The sequence below is a fragment of the Bradyrhizobium sp. USDA 4451 genome, assembly GCF_054822585.1.
In genome coordinates, this window is sequence record NZ_JBTRCH010000001.1 from 6,753,805 (window position 1) to 6,772,623 (window position 18,819).

Consider the following 18,819-nt stretch of genomic DNA (forward strand, 5'->3'; position numbering starts at 1 on the left):
GGCCCTGTTTGGATTTCGCATGTCGCAGCAACAGTTTGCCGTGATACTTGCAGGTATTGACCAAGGCCATATGAAATTCCCGGCCTCACCGCCTTTTGTCGGCCGCAAACCCCGGGCAGGCAAAAACAACTGAATGGTAACCCTGCTTCGGATAGACTTTCCGCGTGTCCACTCCCCCGACCATCCTCGTGTTCGATTCCGGCCTCGGCGGCCTCACCGTGCTGCGCGAGGTCGTCCGCGCCCGGCCTGACGCGCATTATGTCTATGTCGCCGACGATGCCTTCTTCCCCTATGGCCACCACGGCGAGGACGAGATCATCGCCCGCGTGGTGCCGCTGGTCGGCGAGCTGATCGCAGCCCACGCGCCCGACCTCGTCGTGATCGCCTGCAACACGGCATCCACCCTGGTGATGTCGCATTTGCGCGACGCTTACCGTCTGCCCTTCGTCGGCACCGTGCCGGCGATCAAGCCGGCCTGCGCCTCCTCGAAGACACGGCGCGTCTCGGTGCTCGGCACCAGGGGCACCGTGAAGCGGGAATATACCCGCAAGCTGATCTCGGATTTCGCTCAGGGCTGCGAGGTGACGCTGGTCGGCTCCGGCGAGCTCGCCTCGCTGGCGGAAGCAGCCCTCAGCGGCACAAGCGTGCGCGACGAGGATATCGCGGCCGAGCTCGCACCCTGCTTCGTCGGCGACGGCCCGAATGATCCCGCGCGCACCGACACCGTCGTGCTGGCCTGCACGCATTATCCGCTGCTGCTGGAACGGCTGTCGCGGCTCGCGCCGTGGCCGGTCGACTGGATCGATCCGGCGCCGGCGATCGCCCGCCGCGTCGCCGATCTGCTCGGGCCGGCCGGCACGGAGAGCGATGAAGCCGGCGCCGAGATGATCTTCACCTCGAAACGTCCGCACGCCCTGACCGCGGCGCTGACGCCGTTCTTCGGGGGCCGCGTCCCAGCCTGATGCTTTTCGCGCTCACAACGCGCTGCTAGCCTCTGCTCTCCTTCGAAGGAGACCGCACGTGACCACAGCCCCGCTGACGCCGCTCAATCGATTGCGAAAACAGTGGCGCGACAAGCGCCCGACCTTCGGCGCGATCGCGACGATTCCGAGCATCCAGACCGTGCAGATCATGGCGCAGTCGCTGGACTGGATTATCGTCGATCTCGAGCACGGCCCGATCGACCTCGGCACCGCGCATGCGATGATCGTCGCCACGTCGGGCACGCCCTGCGTGCCGATGGTGCGGATATCAGCCAATGAGCCGCACCTCGCCAAGGCGCCGATGGATCTCGGCGCGCTCGGCATCAACTTCCCGATGATCCTCGACCGCGGTGATGCCGAGAAGGCGGTGCGCAGCGTGCGCTACCCGCCGAACGGCGACCGGCTCTGGGGCCCGTTCCATGCGCCGTTCCGCTGGGGTGTCTCGATGAACGACTATATGGCGACCGCCGACGACGACATGATCTGCATGATCACGATCGAGCATGTCGACGCCGTGAACCGGATCGACGAGATCATGGCAACGCCCGGCATCGACCTCGCGGTGATCGGCCCCGGCGATCTCGCCACCTCGATCAACAAGCGCGGCCTGCCCGACGATCCCGAGGTGGTCGCCTTGATGCAGCGCGCCGAGCAAGGCATCATGAAGAGCGGCGTGCCGATCGGCGGCGTCGCGCGCACCGCAGACCAGGCCAATGCGATGATAGATCGCGGCTACCTCGCGCTCGCGCTCGGCTTCGACTGGTCGCTGTTCCAGCGCGGCATCACAGCCGCCTTCGCGGGGATCAGGCGGTAGACGTCGTCAACCGTCCGGCCGCCATCAGGCGACCTAGACCGTTGCGAGATAGAGACTCGGGTCGAAATATTGCGTGGCCGGCGTTGCGGCCGCGATCGGCGCCTCGGTCGCAAAGAAGTCGCTGACCTGTTGCAGCCATTTGGTGACGCTGCCGTCGGCGTAGAGCCGTTTCCACTCCCGCGACGAGAACATCTTCTGCGCGGCCAGCGCCTGTTCGATATCGACGACCGTCGCCTGCGGATAATGCTTCCTCTGCAACGCTTCGGCCACCGCCTTGCCGTTGCGGAGCATGTGGTCGTTGGCATCGGCCCAGCCGCGAATGATCCGCCCGAACACGTCACGGTTGGCGGCAAAATAATCCTGCCGGGCGACCCAACCGCCGACAACGGCCGATTGCGGATAATAGGCGGATGCGTCCACCAGCTTGATGGCGCCGGGTGCCTTGTCGCGCACCGCGATATTGAACGGAACCCAGAGCGCGACGGCAGGAACGTCACCCGCGATGAACGCGTTCACCGCCGCGGACATGTTGCTGTTCGCGATCTCGACATCGGCCGGGGCCAGGCCGTTGGCGCGCAACGCGTGGTCAAGGAAGATGTGAGCCGTGCTCATCCTGGTGGTCGCAATGCGCTTGCCGCGAAGATCGGCAAAAGTCCGCACACCCTTGTCGGGCCGCACCCAGAGCTGCGCGGTCGCGATCTCGATATCGTTGACAAGGAACGCGGTGTAACCGCCGCGCGGCAGCAGGCTCGAGATGACCGCACCGGCCGACAGCACATCCAGCTTCCCGGCGGCCATCGCCTCCACCACCTCGAGACCGGTATTGAACTCGACCAGATCGAAGTCGATCCCTTCCCGCTCGAACGAGCCGCGGTCGAGGCCGGTTAGGATCTGGCCGTCGACGGCGACGACATGGAGATAGCCGAGCCGCAGCCGCACTCGTTCCCGGGCGATCGCGGGTGACGCGAGCGCAGCAGCGCCCAGCGCCGTCCCGATGAGCAGGCGTCGCCGGCTGGTCTTGCGGGACAACAAACCGACCTCGACCTGCATCTCAATGCACCGACAAATCGTGCAGCGGTTGCTGGACGGCACTGCGCAGCCGTCCGGCATGGTATTGCGCGACGCCGTCCCAGGGATATTCGGCGAGGAAGTCGGCGATACGCAGCAGCGCCGTGGCGGGCTCGGCGCAGCGGATCGAATTGTAGGCGGCTTCCCAGCGGGCGCAGAACGACAGCTCCGAATCGCCGCGCTCGCCGCAAAGCTCGTAGACCGTGATCGCCTCGGCAAAGCCTTTCGGCCGGATCTGGTCGACGCTGCGGAACGCGAATCTGTGTTCGGCGCGCGCCCGCACGGCGGCGCTGACCAGCACCTGCGTGCCGTAGTTCTTGTTGAGGCCCTCGAGGCGCGAGGCCAGATTGATGGTGGCACCGAGGGCGGTGTAGTTCATGCGATCGGCGGAGCCGACATTGCCGACCACGGCATCGCCAAGATGCAGGCCGAACCGTGTGGCATAGGCCGGCCAGCCCTCGCTCCGGAAGGCCCGGTTCAGCTCGGCGTTGCGATGCAGGCAATCCAGCACGGCTTCGCAGGCATGAATGACGTGATCGGGATCCGTATCCGGTGCATTCCACAGCGCCATCACGGCGTCGCCGATGAACTTGTCGATCGTGCCATGGTGCTTCATGATCGCCTCCGACATCGCGGCGAAATAGCGCGAGGTGAAGATCATGACCTGCGACGGATCGGCCTTCTCCGTCTTCGCGGTGAAGTCGGCGACGTCGGTGAACAGCACCGTAACCTCACGCCTGACGCCGCCGAGTTGCAGCGAGGCGCCGGACTCCATCAGCTGACGTACGATCGGCTGCGGAATGAAGCTGGAGAAGTTGCGCACCACGGTGCGCATCGTGAACACCGAACGGCCCAGCTCGTCGATCTCGTCGATCGCCGATTGCATCCTTGGCCGGTCGGCGAGCTGAAAGTGCTGGATCTCGTCGGTCTGGCGCGCCAGCTCGCGCAGCGACCGGGCGAGCAGCGAGCCGAGCCAGAACGCAAAGGGCAGCATCGCGACCACGAAAGCGAGAGCGATGGCAAACAGCGCGCGCCGCTCCGAGATGATCTTGGCAAAGAATTCATCGAGCGGGGCGATCACCGCGAGACGGATATTGGCCGGGCCTGCGGTCTCGATCCGGTGAAAGGCTGCCACCAGCGTCCGCCCATCGCCATCGGTGAAGAACTGCTGGGCGCCCCCACCGCTCCGCCAGGACTGGATCGCGGCAGACAGGCCGGGAAGCTTGATGGCGTCGATCCCAGGCAATGCATCGCCGTGCTCCGCCATCAGGTCGCGCATCTCGGGATGGCCGACGATGCGGTCGGCGTCGTTGAATAGGAAGGCCAGCCCGGATTTGCCGAGCTTCTGCCGGCTCAGCATCTCCTCGAGTCGGTTAAGCAGCAGATCGGCGGCCACCACCCCGCGGCGCCCCTCCTTCAGCGGCGTGCGCAGCGTGTAGCCGGGTTCGCCGGTCGCGTAGAAGACATAGGGCCCGGTGAGCAGCGTCTTGCGGTCCCTGAAGGCCTCGACATACCAGGGACGCTGCCGCGGGTCGTAGCTTTCCGGCCCCGCCACCTCCGCGACCTGGATCAGGTTTTCCGACAGGAACAACGTGGCCGGCGCGGCCGCAGCTGCCCCGGTGCGGGCGATCATGACGACGCGGTAGACCGCGTCGGCATCGACATTCAGGCTGCTGCGGAATTGCGGCTTGGCGCGATCGATGACGTCCATCTCCAGGAACGAGCCGTCTTCGTAGCCGACATAGAGATTGAAGATCTGCGGATTGTTGCGCAGCATCGAGGCCAGCAGGCCGTAGAGCCTGGTGTTGTCGGCGATGTCGGCCTCCTGGATGGCCGGAAGCCCGGCCAGGATCTCGAGGCTGTCGCGCACATTCTTGAACTGCGCGTCGATGCGGTCGGCGCCGAGTTGGGCCACCTTGTCGATGAAGGTGCTCGCGGCCATCTGCGTGATCGACGAGACCCGCTGGAAGCTGAGATAGACCAGCGTCAGTCCGACCACCAGCACCGCGGCGATGAACACCGTGATGATCGAGGCGCGGAAGCCGATACGGACCGGCCTCCGGCTGGTCGCAGGCGCGTCACTCATCGGGCTTGTCGTTCGCCTCCTCCTAATACTTCCGCACGATCGGCTTCGTCGGCGTGGTTGTGGGCGCGGCCGGCGAGAGCTGGAACGTCACCCAGGTGGACCACCCCTCCGCACGATTCTCGGCGGCGAAATCCTTGTAGCCTCTCAGGTTGAGATAACCCTGATAGCCGTCGGCGACCGGAAACATGAACCCGACCTGCGGGCCGATGCCGGCGACACGTCCCTTGAAATCGCCAAGCTTGGCGCCGGCGCCGCTGTCGCCGGTGATCTGCTGAAAGTAGTAGCCGGCAACGCCGACATGCACATTCTTTTCGACGAACTTCGACATTCCCCAATCGACATGGAAGTCGATGCCGTTCTGGTACTGAAGATCCTTGTTCATGCCATTGTAGGTGACGCCCGCCAGCACCGAGAACTCCTGGCCGGATGCCGGATTGAGGTAGGTATAGGCGCCGCCGACGTCGATCGCGGTGAATCCGAAGCTGAGATTGGCAAGGCGGCTGCTGTCGTAGGTCCCGCTCGGGATGTTGCCGAAGACGTAGACCATCTCGTTGTTGACGCCCTGATTCCATTTCAGGGTGCCTTGGTAGAAGACGTCCGACACCGTCGTGCGGTTGTCGGTTGCTGTGCCCGAGAGCGTGTTGCCGCGCGGACCGGTCAGCGTCGCGTCAACGCCGACGCCGATATTTCCCGGCGCGGCGAGGAAGGTGATGGCCGCTTGTCCGCCAAGCACCGACTGCGCCCAGGTATAGGTGAATCCCTCCACCAGTGCGTCCGCATGGGCGTTGAGGCCGGCCACGACCGATCCGGGCACGCGGTTGCCGATGACGAAATTCTTGCCCGCGTTGGCGCTTTGATCGAGGTGAATGTAGATCGTCTCATACGCCCAGCCGGGCATCGCCGGCGCCGCCGTCAGGCTCGCGAACGAGCCGGGCAGCCAGAAGCTCAGTCCACCGGCGTCGGCCAACGCCGTGCGCGGCGCTGCCGATACTGCGAGCACGCCAATCATGCCGAGTACGGCGCGCTTGTGATTCCTGTCCAACCTCATCCTGACCTCCCCACTTCGTTTCAAGGCAACATAGCGGATTCGCAGGCGCTTCAGTTCGCCGCCTGCGCCTCCGGGAATTTCCAGTTCCAGTTCAGTTGCGGGATCACTTCGTGCTCCCGACCGTCGCGCCCTTCACCTCGGTGAAGTCGCCGGGCTTCCAGCTCTTGTCGAAAGCGGCCTCCTCCGGTCCGTAGATGCGGATGTAGGCGAACCAGCCCTTACCGGGTTGTGTCTTGATCCAATGTGCTTCGTGCCCAGCTGGTGTATCCGGGCCGAAATAGAGTTGCGCCGGCGCGCTTCCCTTGATGTCCTTCAACTCGAACATCGAGCGGAGCGCGCCGCGATCCTGGTCGGTCTGCACCTGCGAGCGGGTCGCGGTGTCATAGACCGTGACCGACCAGAACAATTTGCCGGGGACCGGTTGCGGCAATGACAGCGTGTAGTTCTTGGCGCCGTCGAGGTAAGAGCCGGTGTCGTCACGCACGCTCATCCAGTAGAGCGAACCGGCGCCGGCGGTGCGGCGGAACATCGCCGGCGAGGTGACGATCGCCTGCGCGAACCAGCGGTCGCGCGCCTCGAGGTCCATGCCGGCCGGCGTCTCGAACTGGGCGCTGCCCGGCGTCAGGCCGACCCACTCCCATTTGCGATCGGGCCAGTTGATGCGATCAGGCCGGGCGCTGTCGAAGGCCGACACCAGCATCTGATCGCGCCCCGCCTTCGCAGTGCGTGTGAGGATGTCCGTCATCCGCGCATCCGGCGCGAACGGCTTGCCTTTCTCGATCCCGAGTTCGGACAGCAGGCCGTACATCGGCAGGAAGGACGGAACGACCGGCTCCTCGTCGACGATCCGCTTGAGCACCTGCCAGAACTGGAGGTTGTCCTCCCAACGCAGCGAGGAACTGTCCAGCTTCTCCTTGCTCGTATCGACGATCGCTAGATTGGCGTTGCTGCCGAGCGGATGGACCTTCAAGGCGCGCAAAGCGTCCATCGCCTTGTTGATGTCGCCGCCGACCGGCAGCGCCCGCACCGCGAGCAGGTTCTTATAGGTTTTCGAGCGGCCGACGTAGTAGCCCTCCGGGACCTTGCCCTTGTAGTCGGGAGGGAGCACGAGGTGCTTGCCCCCCTTGCCGGCATCGGGACCAGGCAGGCCGAGGTCCTGCACCCAGCCCTGGTTATGGTCATTGACTAGACCGATGTAAGCGCCGGGCGGCAGCTCGATGACGTAAGGCCCCTTGGACAGGTCGAGCGTGGCGGAACCATAGGGCGTATCGGAGTTCAGCGTGAAGCCAACCTGGCGAGGCCCGGTGGCGGCAATCCCCATCTTCTCGTCGTCCTTGATGCCGACCTCGCGGTTGCCGTTAAAGATGCCTTCCACCGAAACGGTCGGATACCAGAACCGATAGGCCGTGATCGCGCGCTGGAAGTCGGCCTCATCGCGTGCGCGCTTGGTTGTATCCGCGGTCGGATAGCCGCGCTCGAACGCGTAAGGCGGAGATTGCGTCTGCGCCGACGCCGGGATTGCGCAGACGAGCGCGACAGCGGTCGATAGCAAGAGAAGGGCCTTCATCACACAACTCCCTGTTGCATTTAATAACTGCTTCCCTGCGCTTCACTTCGTCGAGCCGCCGACCGTCATGGCGATCCGCTCGACATCCGGCAGCTTCCAGCTGTGGTCGAACAGCGGCTTCTCCGGCCCGTAGAGGCGGAACAGCAATTCGAACTTGCGGTTCGGATCGGTCGGCACCCAGTTGGCGTCCTTGCCCTCGGGCGCCTTCGGCCCGAAATAGATGTCGACCGAGCCGTCCGCGTTTGTCTGAATGCCGTCGCTGATAGAGGCGCGGCTGGCACGCGGCATGTGGCGAACCAATGCGTGAGTCTCGCGGTCGTAGACCGTCGCCGACCAATACTGCTTGACCGGCGCGTTGGCCGGCACCGTGAGACGATAGGTGCCGCCGCCGTCGAAGGTCTCGCCATCCCTGTCCTTGCTGCTCATCAGGTAGAACTGGGCGGTTCCGATCCGCTTGATGCCGGTAAAGCCGAGCGTGTAGGTCACGCCACGCGCGTCGACCGGATAGGTGTCCGCGTCGGCGTAGCCGCCCTGGGCTGCCTTCACCATCTCGGGCATCGCTGCGGGAAACCAGCGGATGCCAGGATTGATGACGGGAAAGCCGTCGTCATAGCGCTGTGACAGAACCGCGTGCGCCTCGCGCGCGGCTGCGTCGAGGATCGCCGTCCGCTTTTGATCCGGATTGAACGGCTTGCCCTTCTCGATGCCGATCGTCTTGAGCTGATCGATCATCGCCCGGTCGCGATCGAGCCACGGTTCGTTCTGCACCACGCGGTCGAGATTGCGATAGAAGCGCGCATCATACGGGATCGTCGCGTCGAACAGGACATCATAGGCATCGGTGAAATTGGTCGGCGGCGGATTGGCCGCCTGGGCCAGCGGATAGATTTTGACCTGCTTGCCGTAAGTGACCGACTTGGCGATGTCGGCCTCCTTATGGCTGGCGAGGCTGGAGCGCAGCAGTGCAAAGCCGCTGTACGTGTCGGATTGCAGAGCGAAGGCGCCGGCCGGCACCTCGCCCTTGTAGCCCGGCGGCAGGATCACATATTTGCCGCCCTGCCCTTTGTCGGCGCCATCAGGGCCGGCGTCCTCCAGCGGCATCTGCCATGAGGTGACGATATTGCCGGCGATCGATCCACCCTGCGCCGGCGGAATCTCGATCACGACAGGACCATCCTTCACACTCCAGAACGACATGAAATAAATCGAGTCCGGATTGGGCGTCAGCGTCTGGTTCTTCCAGTTCACCGGCTTGGACCAATAGACGATCTCGTTCACCTTCGCCTTGGTGCTCGTCAGCATCGCCTGCAGCATCAGGTCGGTGTTGACCGCAGGCATCGCCCAGATCATGGCTTCGACGGCGCGGCGGTGGATGTTGCGCCCGGCAAGCTCGTCCGGCGCAACGGTTTGCGCGCGCGCACCGATCGTCGCGAACATCAGTGCAATGACGCCGATCGTTGCCGCCTTTCTCATCCCAACCTCCATCTCAATTGACCAGTTGCGGCTCAGGAAATTTCCACGATCCGCTCAATACCTCCGCACGCGGCCGGTAGAGCCGTACGATGTAGTTCCAGCCGTTCGTAATCGGCAGGCAGTTCGGTATCTTGCCGTCACAGCCGCCGAACTGCACCGCGACCGAGCCGTCGGCTTGCCGCTTGGCCGTGATGTTGTTCAGCGTGTAGGCGTTCTGAGGATTTTTCTCGAAATAGCCTTCGGCATTGTAGACGCTGATCGACCAGAAGCCGTCGACGGGCACGTTGTTCTTGACGTTGAGCCTGTAGACGGTCTTGCCGTCGTTCTTCGTCGGCGTATTGCCGAGATAGGTCGCGTCCTTGTCCGGATTGCCGCCCCAGCCCGCGGCCGTTCCGATCAAACGATTAATCGGATCGACCTGCCCTTTGGCGCCGAACGCCCCCTTGAACTCCTTCATCGTCGAGGCCATCAGCAGGAGCCCATCATGCACCTTCTTCTGGCTCGCCTCATCCCAGTCTGGCACCTCGAACTTGCCTGCGCCGGCCTGCCGGACGCGAATCTGGTCCTGCAGCGCATGGACCTGCTTGATGTCATCGGGGTCGTTCGGGTCGATCAGCGTGCGCACCATCAGCGCCAGATAGCGCGTGCCGATGCCCTTGCGCGTGAAGGTGTGGCTGCCTGGCCCGTAGAAAACGTTGGGCGTATAGTGATCCTCATCGATCACCTGCAACGACATGAAGCGCTTGCCGGAATCGGGCATGGTGACCGTGACCGCGCCGGCATCGAGGTCGAACACAGCTTGCGAGTAAACCGTGTCGCGGTTCATCCGAATGACGCTTTGCTGGTCGATCGAAGCCGGCTCCCGCGCGTGAATGAACTTTCCGAGCGCGCCGTCCTTGACGAACTTGCCGAGATACATGTCGGTCTCTGCACGCACGAAATTGTGCGGCGTCACCGGGACCGGCTGCTGTGCCAGTACCGGCAGGATCGTGAACATCGAAACCGAAATCGCAGTGATGTATTGCTTCATATTGCCCTCAAAACGGATTGACATAGTTGACGATCGCGAGCTGGCGCAGGATCACGCGGCGCACGACATGGGTCGGCTTCAGATGGTCGGTATAGATCGCGGCCGTACCGGTCGAGCCGGCCGGCAGGCGGCTGGCGAAGGCGGCATCGTCGAGCCTGACGCGCACGACGAAGGGCACCGCCTCGATCGCCTTCGGGGCGACGGCGGTGCCGGAGGTCGTGACCTGGCCGGTCGCCACCGCCTGCAATACGCTCTCGACCCTGCCTGAATAAATCTGCCCGGGCGCGAACTTGAAGGTCGCCTCGACCTCCTGCCCCGGCGCGACATAGCGCGCATCGATCTGGTTGATCTCGACGCCGATGATGGTGTTCGAGGTATCGATGAACGCCATCACCGGCGACAGCGGCAGGTTCGCCACCCGCGCGCCCTTGCGCAGCGCGACGTTGGTGACGTAGCCGTCGGCCGGCGCGCGCACCGTCGTCTTGTCGCTGTTCCACTGCGCGGCCTCGAGCTGGCCGCTGAGCTGGTCGACCTCGGATTGCCGCTGCTCGACGTCGAAGCCGCGCCCCGCATCGCGCTCGTAGAGCGTCGTCATCTGCGCAAGCCGCGTCTTCGACAGCTTGAGCTGTGCCGTGATCGCCTTGACCTGCGCGTCGTATGGCGTCGGATCGATCTTGAAGAGGATATCACCGGCCTTGAGCGGCGCATTGGCGACAACCGGCACCTCGGTCACCTCGCCCGCCACATCGGGCACGATCGACACTGCGTTGCGCACCACCAGCGCGGAGCCCTGCGGCGCGCCCCACCCCATCGGCACCAGCAGGCCGAACAGCAAGAGCACCAGCACGATGAAGGGAGACGCCTTCCAGAACAGGTTGAAGCGCACGACCTTGAAGTGCACCAGCAGGAACAGCAGCACCAGATAGGTGTTGAAGATCGCGACACCCATTACGCATCTCCTGCCCGGCGCGGCGCCGGCACATCGACATAGGCCCAGATGAAGGCGACCGGCCACAGCGCAAAGCCGCAGATCAAGGTGATCCATCCCGCCACCATCACCGCCTGCGCATAGGGATGGTTGCGCGTCTTCGCGATATGCCCGGGCAGCCAGCCCGCGATGCAGAACACGCCGATCGCGCTGGCGACCAGAATGACGAGCACGATCCAGGCGAAGATGTCGTAGCCGCTCATGGTTTCGCCTCCTTCGCGGCATCGGCGCTGGTCAAGGGCGGAAAGACCTCCTTCCAGTCCTGCTTCATGTCGACCACCGTCCAGCCGCCGGCAGCGGCTGCATCCAACGCCTTGTCGAGCTTGCCGATCTTCGATTGCCGATCGTAGGCGTACTCGCGAACCTCATCGGTGTGGTGCACGATGCCGGCGAAGCGCGCGCCCGCACCCGCTGTGGTCCATTGCAGCATCTGCAGATCACCATCGGAGTTGCCGAAAGCGAAGATCGGACGGCGACCGATGAAGCGGTTGATTCCGACCGGCTTGCCCGGTCCGTCATCGATGAATTCGACCTTGGCCTCCTTCATCAGGTCAGGCTTGCCGTCGGCGCCGATCTGGAATTTCACCACGCCGGACGATCCGACCACCTGCTCCGGCGGAATGCCATAGACCCGCTCCATCCACGGCCTCATGAATTCGACGCCCCCACCCGAGACGACGAAGGTCTTGAAGCCGTTGGCCCTGAGATAGGCCAACAGCTCCAGCATCGGCTGGTAGACCAGGCTGTCATACGGACGGTTGAAGCGCGGATGCTTTGCGGTCGCGAGCCAGTCCCGCACGGAGGCCGCGAACGCCTCGGTGGTCATGCCGGCATGCGTCGCCGCGATAATCTGAAGCAGCCCCTTCTCGCCGGTCGCAGCAAGCGCCTTGCTATCGCCCTCCAAAAGCGCCCTGAACGGTCGCCGGGTCTTCCAATCCGGGTGCTCCGGCGCCATCGCCCTAACCCGATCGAGCGCAAAGGCGAGCTGGAAATAGAAGGGCTGCTCGGTCCACAGCGTGCCGTCATTGTCGAAGGTGGCGATCCGCTCGGCCGGCGGCACGAAGTCCCGCCCGCCCGGCGTCGTGACACGCGCGACGAAATCGACGATCGCCGTCTTCGCCGCGCCGTCGTTCCAGGACGGCAGCGGGTCAGCCTGGCTCAACGCGCGCGAGGGTGCGAGCAGGCTGAACGGCAGGGCGATCAACGCGATCAGAAGCGTTCGCTTCGAGACAGCAAGGCCTGCATCGTGGCTCATCGCGCAGGCCTCCTCTGCTGGTTGAGCGACACCACGCGATCATCAACGGGGTTGAGCCGTCCGGTTGCCCGATGCCTTGCAGCGCGCACCGCTTCGCGCCGGATGCGGCGCCGGGCGCCACCGACACGGCGCAGCAACCGGCCCGGTGACCAGCCCGCCGCGCCGGGCGATGGCGAGAACAGCGCGCGCTCGACCACGCCAATCTCCTCATTGAGCGCAGCATCATGCGCGGCAGCCTTGAAGGCCTCGACCGTGTGCTGCGGCGCGACCGGTTCGAATCGCTGCAGCCAGTCGAGCAGCGCGAAGTAGACGGCCCCGGCGTCGCCCTTGCGCGCGGCGCGCCGCAGCGCCCTGAACGCGAAAGTCTCCGATCGCAGATAAGCCGCGCGATGCCGGCGATGACGGGCCACGATCGCCTGCACTATCAGCGGCATCAGCCAGCCGAGCCCCGCGAGCGACAGCAGTACCACCGCGGTCGCCTGCCAGTGATCGACGATGACACCGAGCAAGGCACCCCACGAGCCGCCCACGCGGGACGGATCGACCGACGATGCATCACCCGCCGCCGGATTCACCGCGACATGCAGCGTCACCGCATCGACATGCGCGATATCGATCCTTTGGGCGTCGATGTTCCACCAGCGCAGGCCGACCGGCGGCAGCGCATAGTCGCCGGCCTTCTCGAGCATGTAGACGCCGCTGTCGACGCGCGCTGATGTCAGCACCTCAGGACGCCCTTCGGTCTTGTCCTGAAGGGATGGCTGCGCGGGATAGAGCTTGAGCCCGTCAAGCGCAGCAAAGGTCACCGGTGGCAGCAGCATCGCCGGCACGCCCTCGGCCTTGATGGTCACTGTCCGTGTAACGGCATCCCCGGTCTTGAGCTGATCCGACGAACGATTGATGGTTTGCGCCATCGACAGGTTGCGCGCGGCCAGGAACGGTTGCAGGTCGGATGCCGCATCCGGAATGAACGCTTCGAATGCGATCCGCGGCAGCGCGAGCGTGGCCTCGCGTGTCGCCGGCGGCTCGGCTGCGTATTTGATGGTGATCGTTTGACCAGAGATCGCGTAGCTGCCCGGCTCCTGCGGGTGAAGCGCAAATTCGAACCGGACGCCGGCATAGGTCAGGCCATCGCGCTCCTCGCTCTCGTTGGCGCTGCGCAACTGCCGGGTCACGGCGTTGCGGACCTGGAAGTCCGGCAGTTCGGGCGGCGCCGTCATGTAGTTCGGCGCCAGCACCTCGATCCGCAGCGTGGCCGCCTGTCCCACCACGACGCGCGGCGGATCGAGCGTCACCCGCACGATCGGCTCCGGTGCGCTTTGCTGGGCGAGCGCCGCGCAGGGCGCGAGCAGGCCGAGCATCAAGGCCGCCGTGGCGAGCGGATACCTCATGGCTTTGCTCCCGCCGGCTGCGCCGTATCCTGGATCGCAAATTTCAGCTTGAGGAAATCGGCCGGCGTGGTCTGGACCTGACGCATCCAGGCTTCGGCAGCGCCCGGCGTGGTCAGGTCCGCAGGTGTCACCAGGATCTTCTTGCCGCCCTTCTGGGTCGGGTCGACGCGCATCTCGTCGGCCTTCTCGTCCGGCGGCGCGCTGTCGTCCTGCTCCTGCTTCTTTCGCTTCTCCTCTTGCGCCTTGAGCGCCGCCATCGCGATGGCACGGTTGGTCGTCGCGGCGACGTGGCCGGGCGCGGCCTTCAGGACCTCGTCATAAGCGGCGATCGCTTTCTCATAGGCGTGGTTCTGCGCCTGGGCGTTGCCCAGCGCGAAATGTCCTTCGAGCGTATCGACGCGCGCGAATTCCTCGGCGGCAGCAATGAAGTCGAAGGCACGATAGGCCGCGATGCCCCGCCACATCGGATCTGTGAAGCGTTTGGCCGCGGTCGCATAGTCGCCGCGGTCGAAGGCGATCCGGCCCTGCTGGTCCGGCGTCAGCCAGAGATCGGCAAAGCGGCGGGGCTCTTCCGCCTTGGCGGACGACAGGTGCGACAGCACGATGAAGGCGACAACCCAGGCCACCGTCGTGCCGCGCCGGAACCAGAGCAGGCTGAGCAGGGCAATCGGCAGCAGCAGCCAAAACCCCTCGTCCCGCCATTGCGTGCCAAACTTGACGCTTTCCGCTGCCTGATACGAGGTTTCGATCCGGCGCTCGAGCGCCGCAATATCGGCATCGTCGATGCTGACCTGGACGACGTCCGGACGGAATCCGAGCCCCGCGCCCTTGTGCTCCGGTGTAACGCTCAGCTTGACCAGGCCGTTCCGGCCGGCGGCCTGACGAACCGCGCCCGCCTCGTTGGCGGGATCGTCGGAGACAAGCAGGATCGTCCCGGGCACCGCGTCGGTCGCGAGTGCCTCCGCGGCGAGCGCCACGGCCGCGGCCGCGTTGTTCCCGGCCGACGGCATCAGGCCGGGCGCGAGCGCGGCAAGGAACGGTTCGATGACAGCACGATCGTCGGTCAGCGGCATCACCAGATGCGCGGTGCCTGCGTAAGCAATCAGTCCGGTTCGCGCGCCGGCACGCGCCGCGAGCAGATCCCTGATCTTCTGCTTGGCGCGATCGAGCCGCGTCGGGGCGACGTCGCTTTGGCCCATCGAATTGTCGAGCGACAGCGCGATCATCAGCGGCGCCTTGTCCTCGACGAAAGGCGGCAACTCGCGCCGCCAGGTCGGCCCCGACAGCGCGACGATGCCGAGCGACAGCCCGGCCGCGACCAGATAGAGCGGGCTGACGCCGCGTCCCGCTCCCGGCTGCACGATGAGATGATTGAGCAGATGCGGCGCGATCACCCCGCCCCACTGCGACTGCGGGCTCTGCCGCCAGCGCAGCCAGGCGAACACGGCAGCAACCGGGATAAGGGCGAGCAGCCAGACTGGCCGCAGCAGATGGAACGAGGTGGCGGCCGCGTCATGCATGACCGAGCGCTCCTCTCCGTCCCAGCAGGCCGCTTTGCAGCGACAGGCCGAGCCACAGCAGCAGCGACAGCATCACCGCGGCGCCGAGCGGCCACTGGAACAGCGGCAGCTTCGGCCGCCATGACAGCGTATCGAGCTTGGCCGGCGCGAGACGGTCGATGTCTGCGTAGACCGCCTGCAACTGCGCACCGTCCTCGGCGCGAAAGAAATGGCCGCCAGTCGTCTCGGCTACCGACCGCAGCGCGCCGAGATCGACGCGGTTCTCGCCGGACGCTGCGGGATCGCCGACGCCGATCGTATCGATCACGAGGCCGTTCTGACGGGCGATGTCGGCGGCGTGCTCCGGCGGGACGCGGCTCGCGGTATCGTTGCCGTCGGTGAGCAGGACCAGAATCTTCTCCTGCGCCTTGCTTGCCTGGAAGGTCTTGATCGCAAGCCCGATGGTATCGCCGATCGCGGTCTGCTGGCCGGCCATGCCGACCTCAGTCTGCGCCAGCAATGTAGTTGCGGTCTGTAGATCCTGCGTAAACGGCACCTGGACATAGGCCTTGGTGCCGAACAGCACCAGCGCAACGCGGTCGCCGTGACGCCGTGCGATGAAATCCGTGATCACGCGCTTGACGCCGTCGAGCCGCGTCAACATGGCGCCATCGCCGGAGCGGAAATCGCGCTGGTCCATCGATCCCGAGATGTCGACCGCAAGCATCAGATCCCGCGCGGAGACCTCACGCGTGACGGGATCGCCGACCCACTGCGGCCGCGCCAGCGCCGCGACGACCAGCACCCAGATCACGGCGGCTGTCACCATTTGGATTCGCCGTCGCTGCAGCACGACCGCCCCGCGCTGCGGCGTCTGTCCGGTTGCTGCCGCGAGGCGGTCGAAGAACGGAACCATCACCGAGGCCTGTCGCGCGCGATATGGCGGCAGCAGCCACCACACCAGGATCGGCAGCGGCAGGATCGCGAACATCCAGGGCCAGGCGAGCTCAAGCATGATGCCCCCTGATCCAGCGTCGCACGAGGTCCTGCAGCGACTTGAGATCGCCGGCATCAGCCGTCGTCCGCCCATAGGGCGCAGCCGCGAGCAGCCGGCCCGCGCCTTGCGAGAATTCGTCGCCGCCATAGCTGCGGTCGAGGAACGCAAGCCAGCGCGCGCCGGCCAGCGGCGCGATGGTTTCGCGCGGAAAGGCATCGAGCGCGGTCCGCCGCACCAGCAGGGCAAGGCTCGCGGCCATTCCGTCGTGTACCGCGCCGGGCAGTTGCAGCAGCCGGTCAAGCTCCGCGAGCGCCACACGCCGATAGCGGTTGGCGCGGAACCGATGCAGCAGGCGCCACGCCGCGACCGCAATGCCGGCGACGATCAGCACGATCATGATCCGCGACGCCCAGGTTGCGGGAAAGAGGCTCACCGGCTGCGGCAGCGGGAAATCGACCAGGCCGGCCACGGGATCGGCGACGATGGGTTGGGCGTCAGCCAAGGGCCGCCTCCGCCTTGCTGTGACCACCGCCGCGTCCATGCCGGGCCGGCACCCCGCCGAGCAGGCGCCGGAGTTGCGGCGCGGTTTCCTCTGCTGTGCTCAGCGGCAGCACCGGAATGCCAAGCTCGCGCGTCCACGCGAAGACGTCGCGCAGCCGCTCCTGCGATGCCTGCGCGATATTCCTGCGAACGCTCTCGCGCCCGACTTCGAGCTGAATCTGCAACTCGCCATCGGTGACGGTCATCCGGCTCGAGGCCGGCAGATCGCTCTGCAGGGGATCGTGGACCAGCACAGCGACCACGTCATTGTGTCGACTCATCGCCCCGATCATCCGGCGCGTCGCGGGATCGGCACCATCGAAATCGCTGATGACGATCACGGTGGCATCATGCATCGCGCGCCGCACCGCGCGTTCGAGCGCCTGGTTGAGCATGCCCGGCGCCGTGACGATGCCGCGGCCGACGCCGAGCGCCTGGTTCTGCGCCACGATGGCGGACAATGTCCGCAGCACCGTCGCGCGACTGCGCCGTGCCGCCAGCTCGACGACATCGCCGTCGTTGAACACGATCGCACCGATCCGGTCGCCGACCCCGAGCACACGCCAGGCACCGATCGCGGCGGCCTCGGCCGCAGTCACCGACTTCATGGCACGCCGGCTGCCGAAGAACATCGACAGGCGCTGATCGACCACGAGCAGCGCCTGGCGATCGCGCTCCTCGTTGAAGACGCGTAGATGCGGCTTCTGCAACCGCGCGGTTACCTTCCAGTCGATTTCTCTGACATCATCGCCGGGGCGGTAGTCCCTGATCTCCTCGAAGTTCAGCCCGCGGCCGCGCATGCGCGAGGCGAAGCGGCCCGACAGCAGACTATGCACCGGTTGGCGCGGCAGGAACGAGACCTTACGGCCGCGATATTCAAGCGCGATCAGATCGTCGAGATTGACGTAGACACCGGGCGTTCTGGCGGATGTCTCGGTCATCACAGCCTCACGCAGCAGCGACAAGTTCGGTGATCTTGTCGATCACCTGGTCGGGGGTGATGCCCTGCGATACCGCCTCGTAGCTCAGGATCAGCCGGTGCCGCAGGCAGTCGTGCACGACGGATCGCACGTGATCGGGCGTGACGAAGTCCTGCCCGTCGAGCCATGCCCGCGCCCGCGCGCAGCGATCGATGGCCAGGCTGCCGCGCGGACTGGCGCCGATCTGGAGCCACTTGCCCAGGGCTTCGCCGTAGCGGCCCGGAAACCGCGTCGCATAGATCAGGTCGACGATGTATTTCTCTGCAAGGTCGGAGACGAAGATGCCGTCGATCTCCCCGCGCGCATCGAGGATCGCCTGTTGCGGCACCGGCGGCGGCTCGGCGGCGCCGGCTGCCGGCTTCTGCGCATTCTCGGCGCGATTGAGCTTGATAATTTCCGCTTCCGTGGCCTCGTCGGGATAGCTGATCACGACATGCATCAGGAAGCGGTCGAGCTGCGCTTCGGGCAGCGGATAGGTGCCCTCCTGCTCGATCGGATTCTCGGTCGCGAGCACCATGAACAGATCAGGCATCTTGTAGGTCTTGCCGGCGACCGTGACCTGGCGCTCCTCCATCGCCTCCAGCAGCGCCGACTGCACCTTGGCCGGCGCGCGGTTGATCTCGTCCGCCAGCACGAGGTTGGCGAAGATCGGGCCCTTCTGAAACTGGAACTGGCCGCCCTTCTCGGTCTGCAGGTAGATCTCCGCGCCCGTCACGTCCGACGGCAACAGGTCCGGCGTGAACTGCACGCGTGACAGCTCCGCCGCGAGATTCTTCGCCAGCGTCTTCACCGCCCGCGTCTTGGCAAGCCCCGGCAGACTTTCGATCAGGATGTTGCCGTTGGCGAGCAACCCGATCAGCATGCTCTCGACCAGATGCTCCTGCCCGAGCACCGATCTGCCGATGCGCGCCTTGAGATCAAGCACGGCATTGCGGGCCGACGAAGCTGTTGTGTTCTCGTTCATCGGCGAAGACCGCAACGCAGTGGGGCCGGAGCTGACCATCAAAATCCTGCTTGTGTCCGCGCGGGAGGCATCGCTTGTGCCGGCGCCTCCCGGTCTCGTCGTGTCAGGCCGCTCGCAAGCGCGGGCGGCCGGCCGC

General features: G+C 65.5%; 17 protein-coding genes. 2 read left to right on the forward strand and 15 right to left on the reverse strand.

Features of this window, described 5'->3' with window-relative positions; translation table 11 throughout:
- Window positions 1-164: 164 nt before the first annotated feature.
- A complete protein-coding gene (gene murI / locus ACVMB0_RS31625) occupies window positions 165-962 on the forward strand; it encodes a glutamate racemase (RefSeq protein ID WP_456753942.1) in 798 nt (265 codons plus the stop codon).
- A 58-nt stretch (window positions 963-1,020) separates the two neighbouring features.
- Window positions 1,021-1,797 (forward strand): HpcH/HpaI aldolase family protein, encoded by a 777-nt coding sequence (locus ACVMB0_RS31630; protein ID WP_461348705.1) that lies wholly within the window; start codon window positions 1,021-1,023, stop codon window positions 1,795-1,797.
- A gap of 33 nt (window positions 1,798-1,830) precedes the next feature.
- Here ACVMB0_RS31630 and ACVMB0_RS31635 read toward each other — a convergent pair whose 3' ends face one another.
- The 15 genes from ACVMB0_RS31635 to ACVMB0_RS31705 all read right to left on the reverse strand — a co-directional run bounded on the left by ACVMB0_RS31635 (window position 1,831) and on the right by ACVMB0_RS31705 (window position 18,683).
- Window positions 1,831-2,847: an ABC transporter substrate-binding protein gene (locus ACVMB0_RS31635; RefSeq protein ID WP_461348706.1), complete on the reverse strand. Its 1,017-nt coding sequence runs from the start codon at window positions 2,845-2,847 to the stop codon at window positions 1,831-1,833.
- 1 nt (window position 2,848) lies between these two features.
- Entirely contained in the window at window positions 2,849-4,951 is a 2,103-nt protein-coding gene (locus ACVMB0_RS31640; protein WP_461348707.1) for a cache domain-containing protein, read from the reverse strand.
- A 22-nt stretch (window positions 4,952-4,973) separates the two neighbouring features.
- Window positions 4,974-5,999 carry a SphA family protein gene (locus ACVMB0_RS31645; RefSeq protein WP_461348708.1) on the reverse strand — a complete coding sequence of 342 codons (1,026 nt, stop codon included), beginning with the start codon at window positions 5,997-5,999 and terminating at the stop codon, window positions 4,974-4,976.
- Between the two features lie 103 nt (window positions 6,000-6,102).
- Window positions 6,103-7,566, reverse strand: coding sequence for a DUF1254 domain-containing protein (locus ACVMB0_RS31650; protein WP_461348709.1), 1,464 nt, complete (start codon window positions 7,564-7,566; stop codon window positions 6,103-6,105).
- Window positions 7,567-7,608: 42 nt separating this feature from the next.
- Window positions 7,609-9,039 (reverse strand): DUF1254 domain-containing protein, encoded by a 1,431-nt coding sequence (locus ACVMB0_RS31655; protein ID WP_461348710.1) that lies wholly within the window; start codon window positions 9,037-9,039, stop codon window positions 7,609-7,611.
- Window positions 9,040-9,052: 13 nt separating this feature from the next.
- Window positions 9,053-10,069, reverse strand: coding sequence for a DUF1254 domain-containing protein (locus tag ACVMB0_RS31660; protein ID WP_461348711.1), 1,017 nt, complete (start codon window positions 10,067-10,069; stop codon window positions 9,053-9,055).
- A 7-nt stretch (window positions 10,070-10,076) separates the two neighbouring features.
- Complete coding sequence (locus ACVMB0_RS31665) at window positions 10,077-11,018, reverse strand: HlyD family secretion protein (RefSeq protein ID WP_461348712.1); 942 nt, start codon at window positions 11,016-11,018, stop codon at window positions 10,077-10,079.
- Complete coding sequence (locus ACVMB0_RS31670; protein WP_461348713.1) at window positions 11,018-11,260, reverse strand: DUF3302 domain-containing protein; 243 nt, start codon at window positions 11,258-11,260, stop codon at window positions 11,018-11,020. The genes ACVMB0_RS31665 and ACVMB0_RS31670 overlap by 1 nt, the downstream gene beginning before the upstream one ends.
- A complete protein-coding gene (locus tag ACVMB0_RS31675) occupies window positions 11,257-12,312 on the reverse strand; it encodes an HAD family hydrolase (RefSeq protein ID WP_461348714.1) in 1,056 nt (351 codons plus the stop codon). The genes ACVMB0_RS31670 and ACVMB0_RS31675 overlap by 4 nt, the downstream gene beginning before the upstream one ends.
- Complete coding sequence (locus ACVMB0_RS31680; RefSeq protein WP_461348715.1) at window positions 12,309-13,703, reverse strand: BatD family protein; 1,395 nt, start codon at window positions 13,701-13,703, stop codon at window positions 12,309-12,311. Before ACVMB0_RS31680 ends, ACVMB0_RS31675 begins: the two co-directional genes overlap by 4 nt.
- A complete protein-coding gene (locus ACVMB0_RS31685; protein WP_461348716.1) occupies window positions 13,700-15,223 on the reverse strand; it encodes a vWA domain-containing protein in 1,524 nt (507 codons plus the stop codon). Before ACVMB0_RS31685 ends, ACVMB0_RS31680 begins: the two co-directional genes overlap by 4 nt.
- Complete coding sequence (locus ACVMB0_RS31690; protein WP_461348717.1) at window positions 15,216-16,217, reverse strand: VWA domain-containing protein; 1,002 nt, start codon at window positions 16,215-16,217, stop codon at window positions 15,216-15,218. The genes ACVMB0_RS31685 and ACVMB0_RS31690 overlap by 8 nt, the downstream gene beginning before the upstream one ends.
- A complete protein-coding gene (locus ACVMB0_RS31695) occupies window positions 16,210-16,701 on the reverse strand; it encodes a DUF4381 domain-containing protein (protein WP_461348718.1) in 492 nt (163 codons plus the stop codon). Before ACVMB0_RS31695 ends, ACVMB0_RS31690 begins: the two co-directional genes overlap by 8 nt.
- Entirely contained in the window at window positions 16,694-17,680 is a 987-nt protein-coding gene (locus ACVMB0_RS31700) for a DUF58 domain-containing protein (protein ID WP_461348719.1), read from the reverse strand. Before ACVMB0_RS31700 ends, ACVMB0_RS31695 begins: the two co-directional genes overlap by 8 nt.
- Before the next feature lie 7 nt (window positions 17,681-17,687).
- Window positions 17,688-18,683 carry an AAA family ATPase gene (locus ACVMB0_RS31705; RefSeq protein ID WP_461348720.1) on the reverse strand — a complete coding sequence of 332 codons (996 nt, stop codon included), beginning with the start codon at window positions 18,681-18,683 and terminating at the stop codon, window positions 17,688-17,690.
- Between the last annotated feature and the right edge of the window lie 136 nt (window positions 18,684-18,819).